This is a genomic window from Duganella rivi (assembly GCF_009857435.1).
Taxonomy (GTDB): domain Bacteria; phylum Pseudomonadota; class Gammaproteobacteria; order Burkholderiales; family Burkholderiaceae_D; genus Rugamonas; species Rugamonas rivi.
In genome coordinates this window covers 71181-89966 of the sequence record NZ_WWCK01000002.1, presented here as the reverse complement: position 1 = coordinate 89966, position 18786 = coordinate 71181, and the positions used below count along the sequence as shown (strand labels likewise).

Genomic DNA, 18786 nt, shown 5'->3' with positions numbered 1-18786 from the left:
CTCAAGCCTCCGCGCGCACCAGGTGCGGCTTGGCGCCGTGCGACGCCAGCAACGCTTCAGCGGCAAATGCGATCTCGGTCAAATCGCTGCGCAGCCAATGCTCGCGAACCAGCGTCAATACGTAGGCGCTAACGCTGCACGCCAAGCCGACTACGGTTGCGGTGAATGCGGTGGTCATCGATTCGGCCATCTTCGGCAGATTCCCTTGCGCCAGACCGGCCAGCGAGATGCCCATCGGGATCAGGGTGCCCATCAAACCGAGTGCCGGGCCGACGCGCACCACAAAGCGCACGCCGTCTAGGCGGCGCACGCCGCTAGTGTCGGCGCGCTGCACCACGCGCTCAAGGCGAGCGTCCAATCCGGGCTCGCCTTCCTGCGCGGTCAGCGTGGCAGCCATTTCCTGCTTGGCGGTAGCGACCAAGATGCGCACGCCGCGTCGGCGTTCCAGCCATTCAGCGGCGAAGGTGCCGAAGCACACCAGCATGTGCAGCACCAGCGCAGCGATGCCGAGCAATACCGGCAGGTAGAGCACATTGGAGATGGAGTAAAGCAGCGTCTCGATAGAGTGGATAGCTGCGTCGGTGGGCAGGTTTAACATGGACGGATCCCGAAAAAGCAGCGCGCAACGACGCACGGACGGCACAGCCGTGTCGCGCTGAATAAATGCATAGATTGAGTTGACTACAGATGCAAACCACTCACCTCCCCGTGAGTGGATTGAACAGAAGCGCTTGCGGCGCTTCCACCTGTTTGGCCGGTATCCGGGCTCGCAAGCAAATCCGCCTGACCTTCCCATGCACGAGGCACAGTGGCATAGCGAAGCGGATTGTCGTCGCGTGGACGACGCTTGTTTACCGTTGCGGGGGCAGCACAGGTTGGCCGGTGACGGCTCCTGTTTCCCGTTTAACTGCGCATCTGGACAGACGCGCGGGCACCAAAACGTGACGGGATTATACGTTAGTCGGCGAGGCTTTGGAGAATTGGGCAGTCCGGGCGATGATCGCCGTGGCAGCAGCTAGCCAGTGTTTGCAGGGTGTCGCGCATTTCGGTGAGTTCGGCGATGCGCTGGTTGAGTTGTGCCACGTGGCCTAGGGCGATGGTTTTGACGTCGGCACTGGCGCGTTCCTTGTTCTGCCACAGCGACAGCAGGTCGCGGATTTGGTCGAGCGAAAAGCCCAGCTGGCGCGCGCGCTTGACGAAGCGCAGCGTGTGCAAGTCGTTCTCGCCGTAGATCCGGTAGCCGGCGTCGGTGCGTTTGCCGGCTGGGATCAAGGCGATGCTCTCGTAGTAGCGGATCATTTTGGCGGAGACGCCGGTGGCACTCGCAGCTTGGCCGATGTTCATGCTTGGTTCTCCGGTTTCCAGCGGCGCAGCAGCAGTGCATTGCTAATCACGCTCACCGAGCTGAGTGCCATCGCGGCGCCGGCCACCATGGGATTGAGCAGGCCGGCAATCGCCAGCGGGATGCCGATCAGGTTGTAGATGAAGGCCCAGAACAGGTTCTGGCGGATTTTGTTGTGGCTGCGGCGCGAGATGCTGATGGCTGCCGCCACCAGCGCCGGGTCGCCGCGCATCAGGGTGATGCCGGCGGCGTGCATGGCGACGTCGGTGCCGCTGGACATGGCGATGCCGACATCGGCAGCAGCTAGCGCCGGAGCGTCGTTGATGCCGTCGCCGACCATGGCGGTGGTTTGGCCGCTTTGTTTGAGCGCTGCGACGGTGCTGGCTTTATCGGCCGGCAGCATGTTGGCGACGATGCGCTGCACGCCCAGTTGTTGGCCGACGGCGTTGGCGCTGCCTTGGTTGTCGCCGGTGAGCAGGACGGTGTGGATGTTCAGCGCGTGCAGTGCTTCGATGGCGGCGCGGGCTTGCGGTTTGATGCGGTCGCCGAAGGCGAGCAGGCCAAGGAGTTGGTGCGTGCTAGTGTCGGCCAGCCAGGAGATGGTATGGCCAGCCTGCTCCAGCGCTTCAGCGCGGGAGGACAGCGCTTGCAGGGAGATGCCCTGTTCCTGCATCAGGCGCGTGCTGCCCAATACCAGCCGGGCGCCCTCCACCGTCGCCGCCACGCCGCGTCCCGGCAGCGCGGTGATGTCGGCGGCGAGCAACGTCGTGGCGCCAGCGGCTTGTTGGACGGCGCGGGCTAGTGGGTGTTCGCTGCCGCGCTGGACGGCTGCCGCTAGTTGCAACAGCTGCGCTTCATCGGTGCCCGGTGCTGCGGCTATTTCAGTCAGCGATGGCTGGCCTTCGGTCAGGGTGCCGGTTTTGTCGAAAGCCACGGTGGTTATGCGGTGCGCCAGTTCCAGCGCCTCCGCGTCTTTGATCAAGATGCCGTAGCGCGCGGCGACGCCGGTGCCGGCCATGATGGCAGCCGGTGTCGCCAATCCCAACGCGCACGGACATGCAATCACCAGCACCGCTACGGCGTTGATGATGGCCTGCTCGGCATCGCCGCCGATCAGCCACCAGCCGGCAAAGGTCAGCAGCGCCAGCACCAGCACCACTGGCACAAACACTGCGCTGACGCGATCCACCAGATGCTGCACCGGCGCTTTGGCTGCCTGCGCGTCCTCCACCAATCGAATGATGCGCGCGAGCGTGCTTTCCGCGCCGACCGCCGTCACGCGCACCAGCAGCAGCCCTTCGCCGTTGATTGCGCCGCCGGTGACGCGCTCGCCGGCGTGGCGGGCGACCGGCAGGCTTTCGCCGGTGATCAGCGCTTCATCGACGTGGCTGGCGCCTTCGGTGATGACGCCGTCGGCGGCGATACGTTCGCCGGGACGGCTGACGATGATGTCGTCCACGCGCACGTCATTGATGGCGACATCGATGTCCTGATCGCCGCGACGCACGCGGGCGGATTCGGGACGCAGTGTTTGCAGCGCGCGGATGGCGGCGGCGGTTTGGCGCTTGGCGCGTGCTTCCAGCCATTTCCCGAGCAAGACCAGCGTGATGACGACGGCCGAGGCTTCGAAGTACAGATGCGGCATGGCGTGGCTGGCCAGCAGCTGGTAGATGCTTAGACCGTAGGCGGCGCTGGTGCCGAGCGCCACCAGCAAGTCCATATTGCCGCTGCGCGCGCGAACGGCTAGCCAGCCAGCGCGATAGAAGCGCGCGCCCAGCCAGAATTGCACCGGCGTGGCCAGCAGCCATTGCACGCGGCCGTCCAGCATCCAGTGAATGCCGGCGAATTCAAGCAGCATGGGGAGCAGCAACGGTAAGGAGAACAGCGCAGCCAGCACAACAGCGAGTCCACCAGCCGGAATGAGGGAAGGTGCAACAGCAACCGCCTGCCGCTCTGGGATCGGCAACGAAGCTTGGTAGCCCGCTTTGTCGATGGCTTGCGCCAGCACGGCGAAATCGACGGGCGTGGCGGATTCTACCCGCGCCATCTCGGTTGCCAGATTGACACTCACCTTGTCGACGCCCGGCACGGCCGCCAACACGCGCTCTACCCTGCCGACGCAGGAAGCGCAGCTCATGCCCTCAATTTTGATCGCTTGCTGATTCATGGGACACCCAATGCTGTTTTATCACTTACAGCATCAAGTATCCCACGGTTGGAAGGTCAAGGTTTTTTTAGCGGACTTCGCAATCCACGCTATTCGACTTGGAGCTGCTGTTGTTGTTGCTCTGCGGGCCGCTAGACGAACTGAAGGCCGGCGGCGGCGTGAACTTCAAGCCGGGATTCTGCGGTACGATGACCGGCGGCTGGGTAAAGCTAGGCGTAAAGCCGAACTGCCCGGCGCTGAACTGCAGCGTGCCGCCGCGGTTGCTCAACTGAATCAAACCATCGATCACCTGCACGTACAGGCCCGGGCTCAACCCGCTGGGGCTCTGCGGCGGCACGATCGGCCCCTGCACCAGCATCAGCGGCTGCACCGGATAGCTATCGCCAACGGCCGCCGTGCTGGCCATCAGCCATGCCTGTCGTGCAGCGGCCGCTTGCGCTACCGCGCGCGCCGCCTCTTCCGCTGTCGGCTCAACCCACTCCGCAATGAAGGTGGTGCCGCGAATACCGATGGTCGCGCTAGGCGTCTTCATCGCGAACTTTTCTTTGTTGCGCTTGCCCAGCAGCCCGGTCACCGAGCGCAACCCGCCCTTGACCAGATTGAACGAAGCATTGTCGCCATCCGGCTTGCCGGCATCGTAGCTGAAGTTCTCCACTTTAAACGTGGTCGATGGCTTGAGCGTGATCTCGCTGTTGTCGATGAATTTCACCATGGCGTAGGTGTTCTTCTCGGTCACCAGCGTGTCGCCGCTCTCCACCTCGGACTTCATGGAGAGAATGCGCACCGCGCCGTCGGCCTTCTTGGCCAACAGCGGGCCGCTCAGTTGCACCACGGTGCCGGCCACCTGCGCCGCCCAGCTTGCGCCGGCCGTCCAGCACAGCAACAGGAACAGCAGCGCCTTAATTGCAGTAGAGTTTTTTAGTTGCATCATTTTTAGTTCCGGTCTTGTCAGTGGATGCGCCGTCGCTCTTGTCGGCCGTCTTGTCAGACTTGCTGTCGTCAGGTGTGGACGAAGTCTTGCTGCCGCCCGAGCTGGAGCCGCCGCTGCTGGACTTGGTGCCGTTCTTGTATTCATCTTCATTCAGCGTGGTGTAGTTCAACGTTTTAATCACCTCGTTGGACGCGCTTTGCACCGGCTTGGTCGGCTCGGACGCGGTTGGCGGCGACAACACTTGGCACAGCGCCGAATTCGGCGCGATGGTGCAGATGTCGGCCGTTGGCGTCGGGGTAGGAGTCGGCGTCGGCGTCGGCGTCGGCGTTGGAGTAGGAGTCGGCGTTGGCGTCGGGGTAGGCGTTGGCGTCGGGGTAGGCTCCGTCGGCGTTGGCGTCGGGGTCGGCTCAGTCGGTGTCGGCGTTGGGGTCGGCTCGGTTGGCGTAGGAGTCGGCGTTGGCGTCGGGGTAGGAGTCGGCGTTGGCGTTGGCGTCGGCGAAATCAGCGTTGGCTGCACTGGCCCCTGCGCATCGCTCACCGTGCCGCCCTGGTTATCGTAGAAACTGGAGGTCACTTGTACATCACCGCCCGGCGAGGCGACGATAGCGCCGCTGCCGATGGTGATCTTGTTATCGGCGCCATAGCCAGTACCCGCCGCCAGCGTGATATCGCCGCTATCGGACAGCACCGAACCGTTGATGATCAACGGGCTGTGAGTTTGCAGCGTAATGCCGCCGGTGGTGGTTTCCACCGTGCCGGCAATCTTCATGCCGCCGTAGTTGTCGATGGTGATAGAACCACTATTACCACCGCCGGCATCGACCTGCTTGACGTCGTGCACGACCAGCAGCGAGCTGCTGCCGGTAGTCCGGTTGGTGTTCTTAATATTGATGGCGGCACTGCTGCCGCTGCCGGCCGTGTTGGTCACGGTCAGCTCATTAAGCTTGGTCTCCAGCTGCTTGGTCGCGCCCACGCCGCCGGAAGTGTTGATGGTCAAGGCATCGGCCGTCAGGATACCGCCCGGCACCGAGCCGCTGCCCTTGTTCAGGCCGCCGCTGACGATGTCCAGCGTGACGTCGCCATTGCTGGTTACGCCGGCGATGTTGTACAGCTGGTTGGCGTTGTTGGTGCCGCCCTGCAAAGTGGCAATATTCAACGGACCGGTGTTGGCGAAGGTCATATCGCCAGAGCCGCCCTGCGACACGGCAAGGTTGGTGACGCCGTTGCCGGCGTTGTTCAGCGTGATGGTGCCCTTGGTTTCGATGCCGAGGTCGCGCACGTTGATGATGGCGTTCTGGGAGATATTGCCGTTGCTGTTCAGCAGGCCGATGCGGGTGGTCGTGGTGCTGCGGCTGGCCGCCGTCTGCCCGCCGCCGCCGATGATGCTATCGACCACGATATCGCCGACGTTATAGGTGCTGCTGGTCGAGCCCAGGCCCAGCGTCGGCGCCACGATATGCCACAGGTTTTCTACCGCGAGGCAGTTGGTGCTGCAACCGCTGCTGCCGCCGATCATCATACTGTAGCCGCTGCTGTTCGGATGGATACTAACGATACCAGCGTTAACGTCGGCACCCAAGGTCAGCGAGTTGGCGCTGAGCTCGACGGCCTGCGACTTGGCATCGATGGCGTTGGTCACATTGATGGTCGGCGCCGAAATGGACACCAGTCCGGTGCTTTGGGTGCCGGCCAGCGTCACCGCGCCTACATTCAATGTGGTGCCGTTCTTGACCACCAGCGAACCGACACTGGTGGCGGACAGCGCGCCGATGGCGTTGGTATCCCCGGCGATTTGCACCGTGCCCGGCGTGGTGACGGCCAGCGACGAGGCGCTCATGGCGCCGGTCTGGCGGATATTGCCGCCGCTGCTGAGCGTCAGGCTGCCGGTGGTCGACAGGCTGTTGAGCACCAGCTCGGTGGTGCCGGTGTTATTGAAGCTGAAGCTGCTATAGGCCGAGCCGCCCACGGAGCTGACTTTGTTGGCGCCGGTCAGACTAACATCGCCGCTGCTGGCCGAGGCCGACAGGCTGCCGCCGGTAATCGCGCCGCTGCCGGTCACGCTCGAACCCTGCAAGTCCACGTTCTGTGCCTTGGCGTTCAGCACGCCGTTCACCGACAGCCCACCGCCGGCTGTCACAGCCACTTTGTCGCTGCTGGTGGTGCCGGTAATGGTGATCGCATTCAGCACCATGGCGTCGGTATTTTTCACTTGCAGCGAGCCGGCGCTGGTGGCGGTCAAGGCATCGATGTGGTTGGTGACGTTGACGCTGCCGCCCAAGTCCACGGCGCCTTTGGCGTTCAAGGTCAGCGACGGCGTATCGATCACCGCATTGCCGGACTGCTTGATGTAGCCGCCCGAGGTCAGGGTCATCCCTCCCAGGCTATAGAGATCGCCGACGATGTCGAGGCTGCCGGCGGCAGTGAAGACAAAGTTGCCCTCGTTGGCATGGCCGCTGATTTTGGTGATCTTGTTGCTGCCGGTCAGGCTCATACCGTTGGATGCGTTGGCCATCAGGCTGCCGCCGGTCAGCACGCCGCTGCCGCTGATGCTAGAGCCGCTCAGCGAAATCGCCTGGCTGCCGGCATTCAGCGCGCCGCCCACGGTCAGCTGGCCATTGGAGGCGATCGACAGCTTGCTGTCGCCGCTGCCGCTGACGGTAACCGGATTATTCAACGCCAAGCTATTCATGCTCTTCAAATCCAGCGAGCCGACGCTGGAGGCGCCGAGCGCATTGATTTGATTGCTGAATTCGGTCAGGTTCACCGAACCGGCTGCGGTCAGCGTCAGCAGCGGTGTGTTCAGACTGGTGTCGCTATTCTGGTAAATGCTGCCGCCGGACTTGAGGATAACAGCAGTGGAGCCGCTGAGATTGCCGCCAAGGGTGATGCCATAGCCGGCCGCCGAGGTAAAGGCAAAGCTGCCTGCATAGGCATGGCCGCTGATGCTTTCCACCATGTTGTTGCCGGTCAGCGCCACGGAATCGCCAACGGCCTGCAATTCGCTGGTCGACAGCACGCCGGACAGCGCTACCGTCTTGCCATCGATCGCCAGGTAGTTGGAGCTAATCGCACCGGCGCCGCTAATGGCGCCGGTCTGCGCCTGAAGGGTCAGCTCATTTGCGGCTTTCAGCGTGTTGCTGAAGGTCAGCGAACCGCCCTGCAGCAGCAGCGCACTGCTCGCGGTATTGCCCTGGCTCAGGTCAACGGCGCCGCCAACGGTGATGTTGCCGGTATAGAGTTCGGCCGCGCCGATATCCAGATAGCCGGAATGCAGGGTATTGAGCTCCGCTTGCGTCAGGCTGAGCTTGCCGCTGGCCTCGCTACCAAGGCTGATGCCGGTGCTGCTGCCGTAGGTATCGACGGTGATGCCCTCGGCCGAGATGACGCCGCCGGCCAAGTCCATCTTGTTGCCGATCAGGTTAACCGTGCCGGCGCTGACGTTGGCGCCAGTGGTGGTGGCCAGCGTGCCGGTGCCGTCTACACTGACGACGATACGGCTGGCGCCACTCACTGCCTTGCTCAGCGTGATGTCCTTGCCGCTTTCCAGCACCAAATTGCTGACCCCGCTCAGACTGACATCGGCAGCGGTGGTAATGCTGCCGGCGCTGCTGTGGCCGATCTGCAGCGTACCGGTGGCAACCGAAGCGAGTCCACTGGTAGTGAGGCCCAGCTTGCCGCTGGAGGTAGCGCCCAGCACGATCGGGCGGTTGCTGGTGAAGCCGCCAAACGAGACCGAGTCAAAGCCGCCACCGCCGCCGCCAATGGTGGACTCGGCGCCGTTGAGGTTGATGTTATCGGCCAGGAAGGAAATCAGCCCGCCCAGATCGCTGCTGGCATAGACCGCGCTGTTGGAGCCCATGGTGATGTAGCCATCGGCCACGGTGGCGCGCGCATCGAGGTCGCCGCCTTCCAAACTGATCCAGCCGTTGACGGTGACGTAAGAGCCCTTCAAGGTCACTTTGCGGCCGTCTGTATGGAGGACGCTGCTGTCGGATAGGTTAGCGATCGTCACGCCGCCCACGCCGGAGGCGCTGCCGCTGGCCGCATCATTGGCGCTGAGCGTGATATCCCCCTTCATGTAGATCGGCGCGTTGACTTTGATGTCATTGCCGGCCTGCGCCGTCAGGCTTGGACGATTGACGGTATCGGTGTTTTGAATCAGGCTGCTGAAGGTAATATCGTGCTTGGCTTGCAGCAGCACGCCGCTGGCCGCCTCGGATATCAGGTCGGCGCCTATCGAGGTGGTGCCGCTGGTGGCGCTGCCGAATGGCGCGCCGCTATCGATGCTGCCGCCGCGGCCGGAGACGATTTCGATATTGTACGGATCGAGCAGCCAGGTGCCGGTCTTGCCCTTGGCGGCGCGGGTGTCGACGCGCGCGCCGGCTACGTCGAGGTAATCGGCCGAGGTTTCCACCAGGCCGCCGTTGCCGCCCTGCGCGCCGCCGCGCGCCGACAGCGCGCCGTAACTACGGTTGGTATCCTTGGCCCAGACGACCACCGTGCCGCCGTCGCCCTGGACGGTAGCATCGGCGCTGATGGTGGCTTCCTTGGCCACGTAAGCGGCCTGCGCATTCATCACGTCCGGGTTCTTGCCTTGATAATCGCCGCCGACCAGCACCTTGCCGCCGCCCGCTGCGCCGCTGGCGTCCACTACCGCGTTGCCGGTCACGCCCACTTGCGCGCCCAGCAGCAGGATGTCGCCGCCGGTGTTGAGATTGCTGCCGGTGGCGGTGGTGCTGCTGCCCGCCTCCACCAGCGTGGTGACGCTGGACTTGAGCACGATCTTGCCATTCTGGCCGCGCACGGCGCTGTTGGCGTTGATGCTGCCGCGCTGGTTGACCAGCGCGCCGTACACGCCCACGCGGCCGCCCTGCGCCACGATGCTGCCGAGGTTGAGCGCCTGGTCGGACGGCGCCGATACCACCACTTGCACGTTCGGATCGGCCGAGTCGAACAGCTGCACGCTGCGGCCGGCGGCCAGCAGCACTTCGCCGTTCGGCGCCGAGATCACTCCGCTGTTTTCCACGGCCGGCGCCACCAGGAAGATCTGGCCGCCGGACGGCGTGGTGATGGTGCCCGCGTTGCTGACCTTGCCCGCGTTGGCGGCGCCGTCGAAGTTGTTCTTGCCAGCCAGGAAATCGGCGTTGGAAATATTCAGGCTCGACGCCACCAGGCCATTGACGTCGACACGCGAACCAGCACCGAACAGCACGCCGTTCGGGTTAATCAGGAACACCTTGCCGTTCGATTGCAGCGAGCCGAGGATCTGGCTCGGGTCTTGGCCGGTGATGCGGTTCAGCACCTTGCTGTCGCTGTTTTGCTGGATGAAGCGGGTAATCTCGCCCGGTGCAATCGAGAAGCTGCGCCAGTCGATGATGGTGTTGGGGGTATTGGTGATCGAGTACAAGCCGCCTTGCTGATTGAAGGTAGCCATGCCGTGCACCACGGTCGGCGCGACCGGGTTGGCTTGGGCAGTACTGAAGGCAGCGGCCACCACCACAGCCAGCACCTTGCGGCGCAATTTAAATGAGTTTTGTGGTTTCATTTCACTCTTCTTCAATCAATAAGCCAAGCCAAGACGGACGTGCAGACGGTTGGCGCCGGAGCGGGTGGTGGCTCCGGCCTTGGTCACATGGCCATAGTCCAGTTGCAGGTTCACATAAGTCGACAGCACGAAGCGGGCGCCGAGGCCGGCGCTGGCGATCGAGGTGCTGTCCAGTTCGGCCGGTAAGGCCTTGTTGCGGCGGATGTAGGCGCTATCGTAGAAGCCCAGCAAGCGGCAATTCCAGCCGGCGCGCGAGCACAGGTTGGGGGTGTAGGCTTCGAGGTTGACGCCAACCCCGGAGTCGTTGGAGATCTCGCGCTCGAGGAAGCCGCGCACCGAGGTCGCGCCGCCGGCGCCGAACTGCTCGCCCGGAATCAGCGCATCGCTGGTGTACTGGCCGTTGACGATGGCGCGCAACTGCCATTCGTTGGCCAGCGCGCGCGTGACGCTGCCGCCAAAGCGCAAGATGGTGTAGTCGGCCTTGGCGTTGGTGCGCGCCAGCGTAAAGGAATTCTGCCCGCCGTTGGAGCCACCCGAGATATTGCGCAGCAAGGTGACCTGGCCGCCGATGTCGCCCTGCTTGATCGGCGAGCTGACCTGGTAGCTGATGCTGACCGGGTGCACCGTGACGTCGTTGCCCAACTCGGTGCCTTGCAGCTGCACGCTGTTCTTGAAGGCTTTGACATCGACGCCATAGGTCAGCTTGTGGTCGATATCACCGCGCTTGTCCAGCGCCTGGTTGTAGCGCGCCCCGTAGACCGCACCCTTGCCGCTCACCGCCAGGTCGAAGGCGCCGGCGGTAATGGTGCCGGAATCGACGTTGGAGTAGCTGGCAAAGAAGTCCAGCGAGTCGCCGCTGCCATACAGCGGAATATGGTAGCCGGCGCCGTACACTTTGACGCGGCCTGGTTCTTCCGCCGAGGTGGTGTATTGCAGCGAGGCCAGGTGGTCGCGGCCAAACAGGTTGGCGTGTTGCAGGATCACGCCAACGTGGGTCTTGCCGGTGGCCTCGGTGCCGGTGTTGTCGACGTTGCCCATGACCTTCCACGGCGACTCGTCCTTGACGTCCAGCACCGCGTCGACCTCGTTCTCCTTTTCGCCGCTTTGCAGCTTCATGGTGACTTGCTTGGCCGGGTTGTCGTTACCCTGCTTCAGGTTGGCCGACACCGCTTTCAGATTGGGCGACTGGCCCTCTTGCAGCGCCGGCAGGCTGCGGCGGATATTCGCCTCGTCGAAGTATTGATTGTTCTTGACGGAGACGCGGCCGATCTTGGTCTCCACCACGCGCAGCACCACCACGCCGCCATTCAATTCCTGCTCCGGCAATTCAATCGTGACGACGTTGTAGCCGCGTTGATGGTAGGCTGCTTCCAGCGCCTCCAGCGCGCGCTGCACGTCGCCAAAATCGCGCTGCTTGCCGCTGAAACCGGCCAGCAAGGTGTCGATCTGCGCCTGCGGCAACAGGGTGTTGCCCTTGACTTCAAAGCGGGAAATTTCGAAGCGGATGGCACTGTCGTCTGCGGTATCGGCGCCCCATGCCGAGGCAACGGCGACGGCGAGAACGGAACCTGCAAGCAAGCGCGTTAGGCTATATCTCATGTTATGGACTCTTGGTTTTATCTGGCAGTATCTGGCGGTATTTAGCGGTAGCACTGTCAATCTTGGTATTATGTTAATTTACATTAACAATCTTTCCCCGATGCTAGCATAGCCGCCCTCCACTGCGCGGTGATCTTTCCTGCCATGACCGCAAGTGTTGGATTTCTGCGTGTAATTAGTTGCAATACATCTTCTTCGTTTGCTCCTTGGCAGCGGTAGTCGTGGTTTTGCTGCTGCCGTCGGCGTTCTTCTCATCCGGTACTTTTTCATCGGGCGCGCTGTTGCCGGAACTGCTGCCGCCTGTCGACACGATCTTCTGCTCCGGTACCGTCTGCGTGCCGCTCTTGTTTTGGCTGCTGTTGACCGAGCTGTTGATGATGTTGACCGTTGAATTGATGGCCTGCGTCACCGGCTGAGTTTGCTGGCCCTGGGCAGCGGCGTCGGCGGCGGCCTTGGCAGCAGCGTCGGCGGCGGCTTTGGCGGCGGCATCCGCAGCGGCCTTGGCGGCAGCGGCAGCGGCGGCATCGGCGGCCGCCTTGGCAGCGGCATCGGCAGCGGCTTTGGCAGCGGCTTTGGCAGCGGCATCGGCGGCAGCCTTGGCGGCAGCGTCGGCAGCCGCATCGGCGGCGGCCTTGGCGGCGGCATCAGCAGCTGCTTTGGCGGCGGCGTCAGCGGCGGCCTTGGCAGCCGCATCGGCAGCGGCCTTGGCGGCGGCGTCTGCTGCAGCTTTGGCAGCGGCATCGGCAGCAGCCTTGGCGGCCGCATCGGCGGCGGCTTGGGCTGCGCCATCGCTGATGATCGGCACGGTGCCGGTCCCAAACGCGGTGCCGGTGGTGTTGACCGAGCCCTGCGGCGCCGACAGCGTCAGCGGCGAACCGTTGCTGTTGATGTGGGTGCCGGCGGAGGTGGAAATATTGCCGGTGGTGGCCACCGCCGAAATGCTGCCGCCGGAGCCGACCGTCAGGGTGCCGCCCAGTACGATATTGGTGCCGGCCGTCATGGCAATACTGTGCACCGAGTCCAGCAGCGCGCCGCTACCGAGCACGATGTCGGTGCTGGCCGACAGGCCGATGTCGGTGCCGATGAGGGAACTGCCGATGGTGACCGGGCTGTGCGCGGTAATCGAAATCTGGCCGCTGCCGGCGCCGTTGCTGTGCGCCGTAATCGCGCCCACGGTGCGGATGGCGCCGTGGTTGTCGATGATGATGTTGCCGTGGGTGGTCAGCGGCCCGAGCAGCAGTTCGCCGGTGCCGACGCTATTCACCAGCCCGATATTGCCCGAGCCGTAAATCGTCGCCTCGAACTCGTTGACATGGTTGTTGGCGTTGTTGAACGTGATGTTGCCGTTGGCGCTCACGCTGACCTTGCCCACGTCGAGCTGGCTGCCGCTCAGTTGCGATACGGTGCCGCCCTCGCCCACGTCTATGGTCAGCTGGTGGGCGCGGATATTCCCCACCACCACATTGCCGCCGCCGACCGTGACCAGGCCGGTGCTATCGATGATGCCGCCGCCGCTCTGGTTCAGCGCGGACGCGTTGATCTCGCTGTTGGCGCCGATGCCCTTCAGCGCGCCGCTGCTCAACACCAGGTTGCTGGCGCGCAGCCGCCCCTGCACTTCCAGTCCGCCGCCATTCTGGGTCAGCGTGCTGCCGAAGTTGGAGTAATCGCTGCCGTTGCCGGTGAGAGTCAGCTTGCCGCCGGTCAGCGTCAGCGGCGTGCCGCTGGAACTGAGTGTGACCAGCGTGACGTTGCCGGCCGCGCTGTCGTAGGTCACCAGGCCGCCGCTGCTGCCAAGCTCGGCCTTGAGCACGTTGGCGGCGTCCGGCGCTACGCCGTCGGCCCAGTTGCCGGATGCACTCCACGCGCCCGGCGCAGTGCCGATCCACGTGGCTACCGGCCGCGCCGTGATGTCGCCGGTGATGTTGGTCGACAGCACGTAGTTGCCGCCGTCATAGCCGCCCAGGCTCAAGGGCTCGCCGCTCACCGTTACCACCTTGGCCGTGCCGACGTTCTTGTCGGCGTAGGTGGCGATCGCACCGCCGCTGTTGAGCGTGACATTGTCGGGTACTTCCTGCCCTTGCCCCAGTACGCCGGTCAGCACGGCGTCGGTAAAGCTGCCGGCGGCGCTGTTGTTGTACTGGCGGCTGGCCAGTGTCAGCGTCAAGGTGGCGGGCGTGATATCCGCCGTCAAGTCCTGCGGATAGGTGGTGACCGTATAGTTGCCGGCGTCGGTGCCGCTCAGGGTCACGCCGTTGACGGTGACGGACTTGGCGGTGCCGACGTTCTTGTCGGCAAAGGTGGCGTTGGTGCTGGCCATGCTGACTTGGTCGCTGCCGAGCACGCCCGACAGTGAGCCGCCGGTAACAGTCGCCTTGCGGCCGTAGCTGTGCGAGACCGGATCGAAGTCAACGTTGTAGACGCGGCTTTGCGCCGTCATGCCATTCACCGTCAGCGGCGCCGGCGTGATCTCGCCGGTCAGGTCGCCAGGCGACACCAGCACGTAGTTGCCGGCATCGCTGCCGCTCAGGCTGAAGCCGGACGTATTCACCGTCACCAGCTTGCCGCTGCCGACGTTCTTGTTGCTGAAGGTGGCGGTGCCGCTGCCGATCAAACTGATCGACACATCGTCGCCATAGACCGGGTTCACGCTTGGCGAGCCGGACAGCGGCGCCGCGACGCCGCCATCGTACACGCGGCTAGCGACGCTGAGCCCGCTGATCGCCAGCGCGGCCGGGCTGATGGTGCCAGTGCCGGTCACGCTGCCGAGCGTGTAGTTGCCGTGGCTATTCCCGCTGAGCATAAGCTCGCTGATGCTCAGCGGTTTGTCGATGCCAACGTGCTTGTCGTTGAACAGCACGTAGCCGGACAGGCTCAAGCTATCCGAACCGACCAGGTTGCTGAAGGTGTAGTGCGGCGTGTCGGTCACGTAGACCGTGCCATCGTACGTCTTTTCCGTGGTGGCGACGGCGGTGACGGTGCGCGGTGTGATGGTCAGCTGCGCGCTTGCGCCGGTGTAGCTGATGTCGTACTTGGTAGAATACAGGCCGCCGACCGAATAGGTGCCGGCATTGACGGCGTTGCTGAAGCCCAGATCGCCTTCTATCCCGGCCGGCAAGGCGCCGGTGGTGCCGGTGAAGGCCGCAGATTCACCGTCATATACCTTCTCGATGCTGGCGCCGCCGGTAACGGCCACCGTGTACGGCGTCAGGAAGGTCTTCAGCATCGGCTCGGTATGGCCATCGTAGATGCGCCAGGTGTTGTTGAAGTCCATGCCGCTGAAGCTGCTTTGCTGCTGCATCTGCGCCGTGGTCAGGCCCACGCCGCCCGCCGCATCGCTGAAGGTGCCGGCCTGGGTGCCGTCGAAATAGCCGTGCGTGAGCGAACCGTTTTCAACCGCGCCGACCAGGCCGTGATAGCCAAAGAAGCCGCTCGGGGAGACCGTGCCCTTGCTGTAGACATTGCTGACACTGCCCGCAAACAGATCGCCGATCAGGCCGCCGATATTGCCATGGCTGATGTTGTTGGCGGTGCTGTTGCCGCTGACGTCGCCGGTCGCATAGGCGTTGTTGATGGTGCTGCCGTTGGCGTTGCGGCCCGCCAGGCCGCCGACGTTGCGGCCGCCGTTGACATTGCCGCTGGCATAGGACAGCGTCAGCGTGCCGCCATTGTTATCGCCGATCAGGCCGCCGACGATTTCGCCGGTGCTGCTCACGTTACCGGTGGCGTAGGAACGCGTCACAGCGCCGATGAAGTTGCCGGTCTTGGCGTTGCTGCCGATCAGGCCGCCCGCGTAGCCGTCACCGGTGGTGGTGATGACGGCGCTGGACGAGCTGTCGCTGACCTGGCCCACATTCTGGCCGATCAGCCCGCCGATATTCGACGCGTTGTAGCCGGACAGTCCCTTGACCGTACCGCTGGTGGTGGCAAAACCGACCAGCCCGCCATTGCGGCCGATCAGCAAGCCGGTATTGCCGATGCCGCGCACCTCGCCGCTGGCATGCACGTTGTCGATGGAGCCAACGCCGTCCGTGACATAGCCGGCCAGCGCGCCGACGTTGGAGCTGCCCTGCACGTCCACACTGCTGAGCGTGAGGTTGCGGATGGTGCCGGTATCCAGCGCCGAGAACATGCCGACGTTCTGCTCGCCGGGACGATAGATGGTCAGGCCGGAGATGGTGTGGTTGGCGCCATCGAACACGCCGGTGTAGACGCCATTGCCGGCGATCGGCACGAAGTGGTTGCTCCAGTAGCCGGTGGCGCTGGCGTCGATATCGTTGGCCAGCACATAGGAATTGGACTGGTTCAGCGAGGCCGCGCCTTGCAGGCCGAACACGTCGGTCAGCTGGTAGGGCGTGTTGATCAGGCCATTGCCGCCCAGCGCGCGCACAAAGCTGCCGCCGGTCAGCGCGAAGTCATGCGCGGAGAAGGCCGGCAAGGTGGCGCTGTTCTGCACCCAGTTGCCGCCCACCAGCTCGAACTTGCCGCTGACCGCGACCGCGCCGGTGGCGCTGATGGCGCCGGCGGCATCGAGCTGCAACAAGTCGCCGGCATTGAGCGCAGCCTGCAAATCGATGTTGCGCTGCGCATTCAGCATCACGCTTTGCTGGCCAAATGTGATGGGCGCGCTCTGCACGATATCGCCGGTGCCGGTGTGCACGCTGTTGATCGAGATATCAAGGTGGTCGGCGTGAACGCTGTTGATATCGGCATTGGTCAGCGCCAGCGTGTTGGCCGGATTGCCGGTGGCGCCGAGGTCGATCTGGTTGCCGGTGCTCAGGCTCACCGAGCCCGTGTTGAGCGTACCGCCCGCCAGCGTCATCTTGCCGGCGAAAATATTGATGCCGACATTGGACGTAACCGTACCCGCATTGGTCACGCGGTGGTCGCCCGACGGCAAGGCCTGTAAGCTGATGATGCCGTTGGTGGCCAGGCTGGCGCCGCTGTTGATGGTCAGATCGCCGGCCTTGGTTTGCAGCAGCATCGAACCGTTGCCCAGCGAGCCGGTCAAGTCGAGCGCGCCGTTGACAGTCAAGTTACCGGTGGCGGAGGGATTGGTGAACGAGGTGCCGATCGATAGCAAGCTGTTGTTCGGCAACGAAATATGCTGCAACTCAGATTGGCTCAAGCCCAGCGTGCCGGTGGCGTCAGCCGCGCTGCCGCCGATCAGCACGTTGACGGCATCTTGGTAAGGCGTCAGCCGCACCTCGTGGTAGGTAGAACCGGTGATATCGCCTAGCAAGCTCATCTTGTCGGCCACCAGGCTGATACCGCCGCCCGAGGCGTCGACCGTGCGGCCGCTGGCGATGGTCAACGTGCCGTTGGCCTTGCTCGATTGCAGCGCGATGTCGCTGCCGGCACTGATGTCGCCGTTAATATTGAGGTCGCCGTTGTAAGCAGTAACGTCGAACGTGCCGGCCGCATTGCTGGCGCCCAGATTGACGTTAACTGCCGTCAGCTTGACGCTACCGCCGCTGGAAGCCAGCGTGGCCGTGCCGCCGATGGTGTTGGCGTTGTTGTCGAACATGATGTCGCCAGCAGCAATCGCATTGAGATTGCTGACGGCTAGTGCATCGATGGGACTGGTGACTTGAACAATGCTGCCGCCCGCCGTCAAGTTGAGCGTGCCGTTGATGCCGGTGATCGATGACTTCAGCGAGATATCGCCATCGGCCTGCAAGCTCAAGTTGCGCGAGGTCGCCCACAACAGGGGGCTAAGCACCTTGATCGTACCAGTGCCGGTGCCGCTGGTGTTAGCCGTGCTGACCGTGACGTTGGTGGTCAGCAGCGCCGTTTCCAGCACGCCGGTCAGCAGCAGCGAGTCCTTCACTGCGCCGGTTTCGAGGAACTGGCTGCCATTCAGCGACAACTGGCTACTACTGCTCCAGCCAGCCGTGGTCGCCGTGCTGGTATCGACCGCGATGTAGACATCGCTCGGATCCAGCAGCAGCGAACCATTGGCGCCGCTCGGTGCGCGCGTATCCACCGTGCCCTGCATGTCGAGGTAGTGGCCGGAGGTTTCCACCAGCCCGCCGTTGCCGCCGGCCGCGCCGCCGCGCGCCGAGATCGCGCCGTGCACCTGCGTGGCCTGATCGCTCCACACCACCACCTTGCCGCCATTGCCCTTATCGGTCGCATCGGCGCGGAGTACAGCGTCCTTGCTCAAGTAAGCCTGCTGCGCGTTCATCACGGCTGGATTTTTGCCTTGGTAGTCGCCGCCGACCAGCACCGTGCCGCCGCCGCTCTCGCCGCTGGCGTCCACCACGGCATTGCCGGCCACGCCGACTTTTTGACCGAGCAGCAAGATGTCGCCGCCGGTGTTCAGATTGCTGCCGGTGGCGGTGGTGGTGCTGTCCGCCTCCACCAGCGTGGTGCCGCTGGCCTTGAGCACGATCTTGCCGTTAGCTCCGCGCACCGCGCTGTTGGCATTGATTGCGCCGCGCTGCTTAATCAGCGCGCCATACACGCCGATGCGCCCGCCCTGCGCCACAATCTGCCCGAGGTTGAGCGACTGGTCGGACGGCGACGACACCACTACCTGCACATTCGGATCCTTGGCATCGAACAGCTGCACGCTGTGACCCGCCGCCAGCACCACATCGCCATTTGGCGACGAGATCACGCCGCTGTTTTCCACCGCCGGCGCAATCAGGAAAATCTGCCCACCGGAAGGCGTGGTAATCGTGCCTTGATTGCTGACCTTGCCCGCGCCCGCCGCGCCATCGAAATTGTTTTTCCCGGCGAGGAAATCGGCGTTGGAAATATTCAAGCTCGACGCCACCAGGCCATGCACGTCCACGCGCGAACCGGCGCCAAACATCACGCCGTTCGGATTAATCAGGAACACCTTGCCGTTCGATTGCAGCGAGCCGAGGATAACACTGGGATCTTGCCCGGTGATGCGGTTGAGCACCTTGCTGTCGCTGCTCTGCTGAACGAAGCGGGTCAGCTCATCGGCGGCGATCGAAAAACCCTGCCAGTTGATGATGGCATTAGGCGTATTGGTAATCGTGTAGGTCTTGCCCTGTATATTAAAACTGGCTTGCCCAGCCACCACGGTCGGACTCACGGGCGCGGCATAAGCGTTGCTGTAGCAGGCGGCCACCAGCACGGCGATGGCTTTGCGGCGCAGATTACGGCGATGGGACGGGGCAGTAGCTTTCATGACGACATCCTCTTGCACAGGCGGATTTAATTCCGCCCGT

At 63.8% G+C, this 18786-nt stretch carries 7 protein-coding genes and 1 riboswitch; all 7 genes read right to left on the bottom strand.

Features of this window, described 5'->3' with window-relative positions; genetic code table 11:
• Window position 1 precedes the first annotated feature (1 nt).
• The 7 genes from GTP45_RS04980 to GTP45_RS04950 all read right to left on the bottom strand — a co-directional run bounded on the left by GTP45_RS04980 (window position 2) and on the right by GTP45_RS04950 (window position 18746).
• Window positions 2-598, bottom strand: a complete 597-nt coding sequence (locus GTP45_RS04980) for a MotA/TolQ/ExbB proton channel family protein (protein ID WP_161012794.1) — start codon at window positions 596-598, stop codon at window positions 2-4.
• Window positions 599-735: 137 nt separating this feature from the next.
• A riboswitch (cobalamin riboswitch) is annotated at window positions 736-953 on the bottom strand.
• A gap of 4 nt (window positions 954-957) precedes the next feature.
• Entirely contained in the window at window positions 958-1344 is a 387-nt protein-coding gene (cueR, locus tag GTP45_RS04975; RefSeq protein WP_161012793.1) for a Cu(I)-responsive transcriptional regulator, read from the bottom strand.
• Window positions 1341-3509: a heavy metal translocating P-type ATPase gene (locus tag GTP45_RS04970; RefSeq protein WP_229258345.1), complete on the bottom strand. Its 2169-nt coding sequence runs from the start codon at window positions 3507-3509 to the stop codon at window positions 1341-1343. The genes cueR and GTP45_RS04970 overlap by 4 nt, the downstream gene beginning before the upstream one ends.
• 67 nt (window positions 3510-3576) lie before the next feature.
• Complete coding sequence (locus GTP45_RS04965) at window positions 3577-4440, bottom strand: FecR family protein (protein WP_161012792.1); 864 nt, start codon at window positions 4438-4440, stop codon at window positions 3577-3579.
• Window positions 4409-9985, bottom strand: a complete 5577-nt coding sequence (locus tag GTP45_RS28525) for a two-partner secretion domain-containing protein (RefSeq protein WP_229258344.1) — start codon at window positions 9983-9985, stop codon at window positions 4409-4411. Before GTP45_RS28525 ends, GTP45_RS04965 begins: the two co-directional genes overlap by 32 nt.
• 15 nt (window positions 9986-10000) lie before the next feature.
• A complete protein-coding gene (locus GTP45_RS04955; protein WP_161012791.1) occupies window positions 10001-11584 on the bottom strand; it encodes a ShlB/FhaC/HecB family hemolysin secretion/activation protein in 1584 nt (527 codons plus the stop codon).
• Window positions 11585-11759: 175 nt separating this feature from the next.
• Window positions 11760-18746, bottom strand: coding sequence for a YDG domain-containing protein (locus GTP45_RS04950; RefSeq protein ID WP_161012790.1), 6987 nt, complete (start codon window positions 18744-18746; stop codon window positions 11760-11762).
• Between the last annotated feature and the right edge of the window lie 40 nt (window positions 18747-18786).

What these genes read in the sequence shown, in the direction of transcription:
- GTP45_RS04980 (WP_161012794.1), bottom strand. Translation starts at nt 598, where the DNA reads ATGTTAAACCTGCCCACCGACGCAGCTATCCACTCTATCGAGACGCTG.
- GTP45_RS04965 (WP_161012792.1), bottom strand. Translation starts at nt 4,440, where the DNA reads ATGATGCAACTAAAAAACTCTACTGCAATTAAGGCGCTGCTGTTCCTG.
- cueR (WP_161012793.1), bottom strand. Translation starts at nt 1,344, where the DNA reads ATGAACATCGGCCAAGCTGCGAGTGCCACCGGCGTCTCCGCCAAAATG.
- GTP45_RS04970 (WP_229258345.1), bottom strand. Translation starts at nt 3,509, where the DNA reads ATGAATCAGCAAGCGATCAAAATTGAGGGCATGAGCTGCGCTTCCTGC.
- GTP45_RS04950 (WP_161012790.1), bottom strand. Translation starts at nt 18,746, where the DNA reads ATGAAAGCTACTGCCCCGTCCCATCGCCGTAATCTGCGCCGCAAAGCC.
- GTP45_RS28525 (WP_229258344.1), bottom strand. Translation starts at nt 9,985, where the DNA reads ATGAAACCACAAAACTCATTTAAATTGCGCCGCAAGGTGCTGGCTGTG.
- GTP45_RS04955 (WP_161012791.1), bottom strand. Translation starts at nt 11,584, where the DNA reads ATGAGATATAGCCTAACGCGCTTGCTTGCAGGTTCCGTTCTCGCCGTC.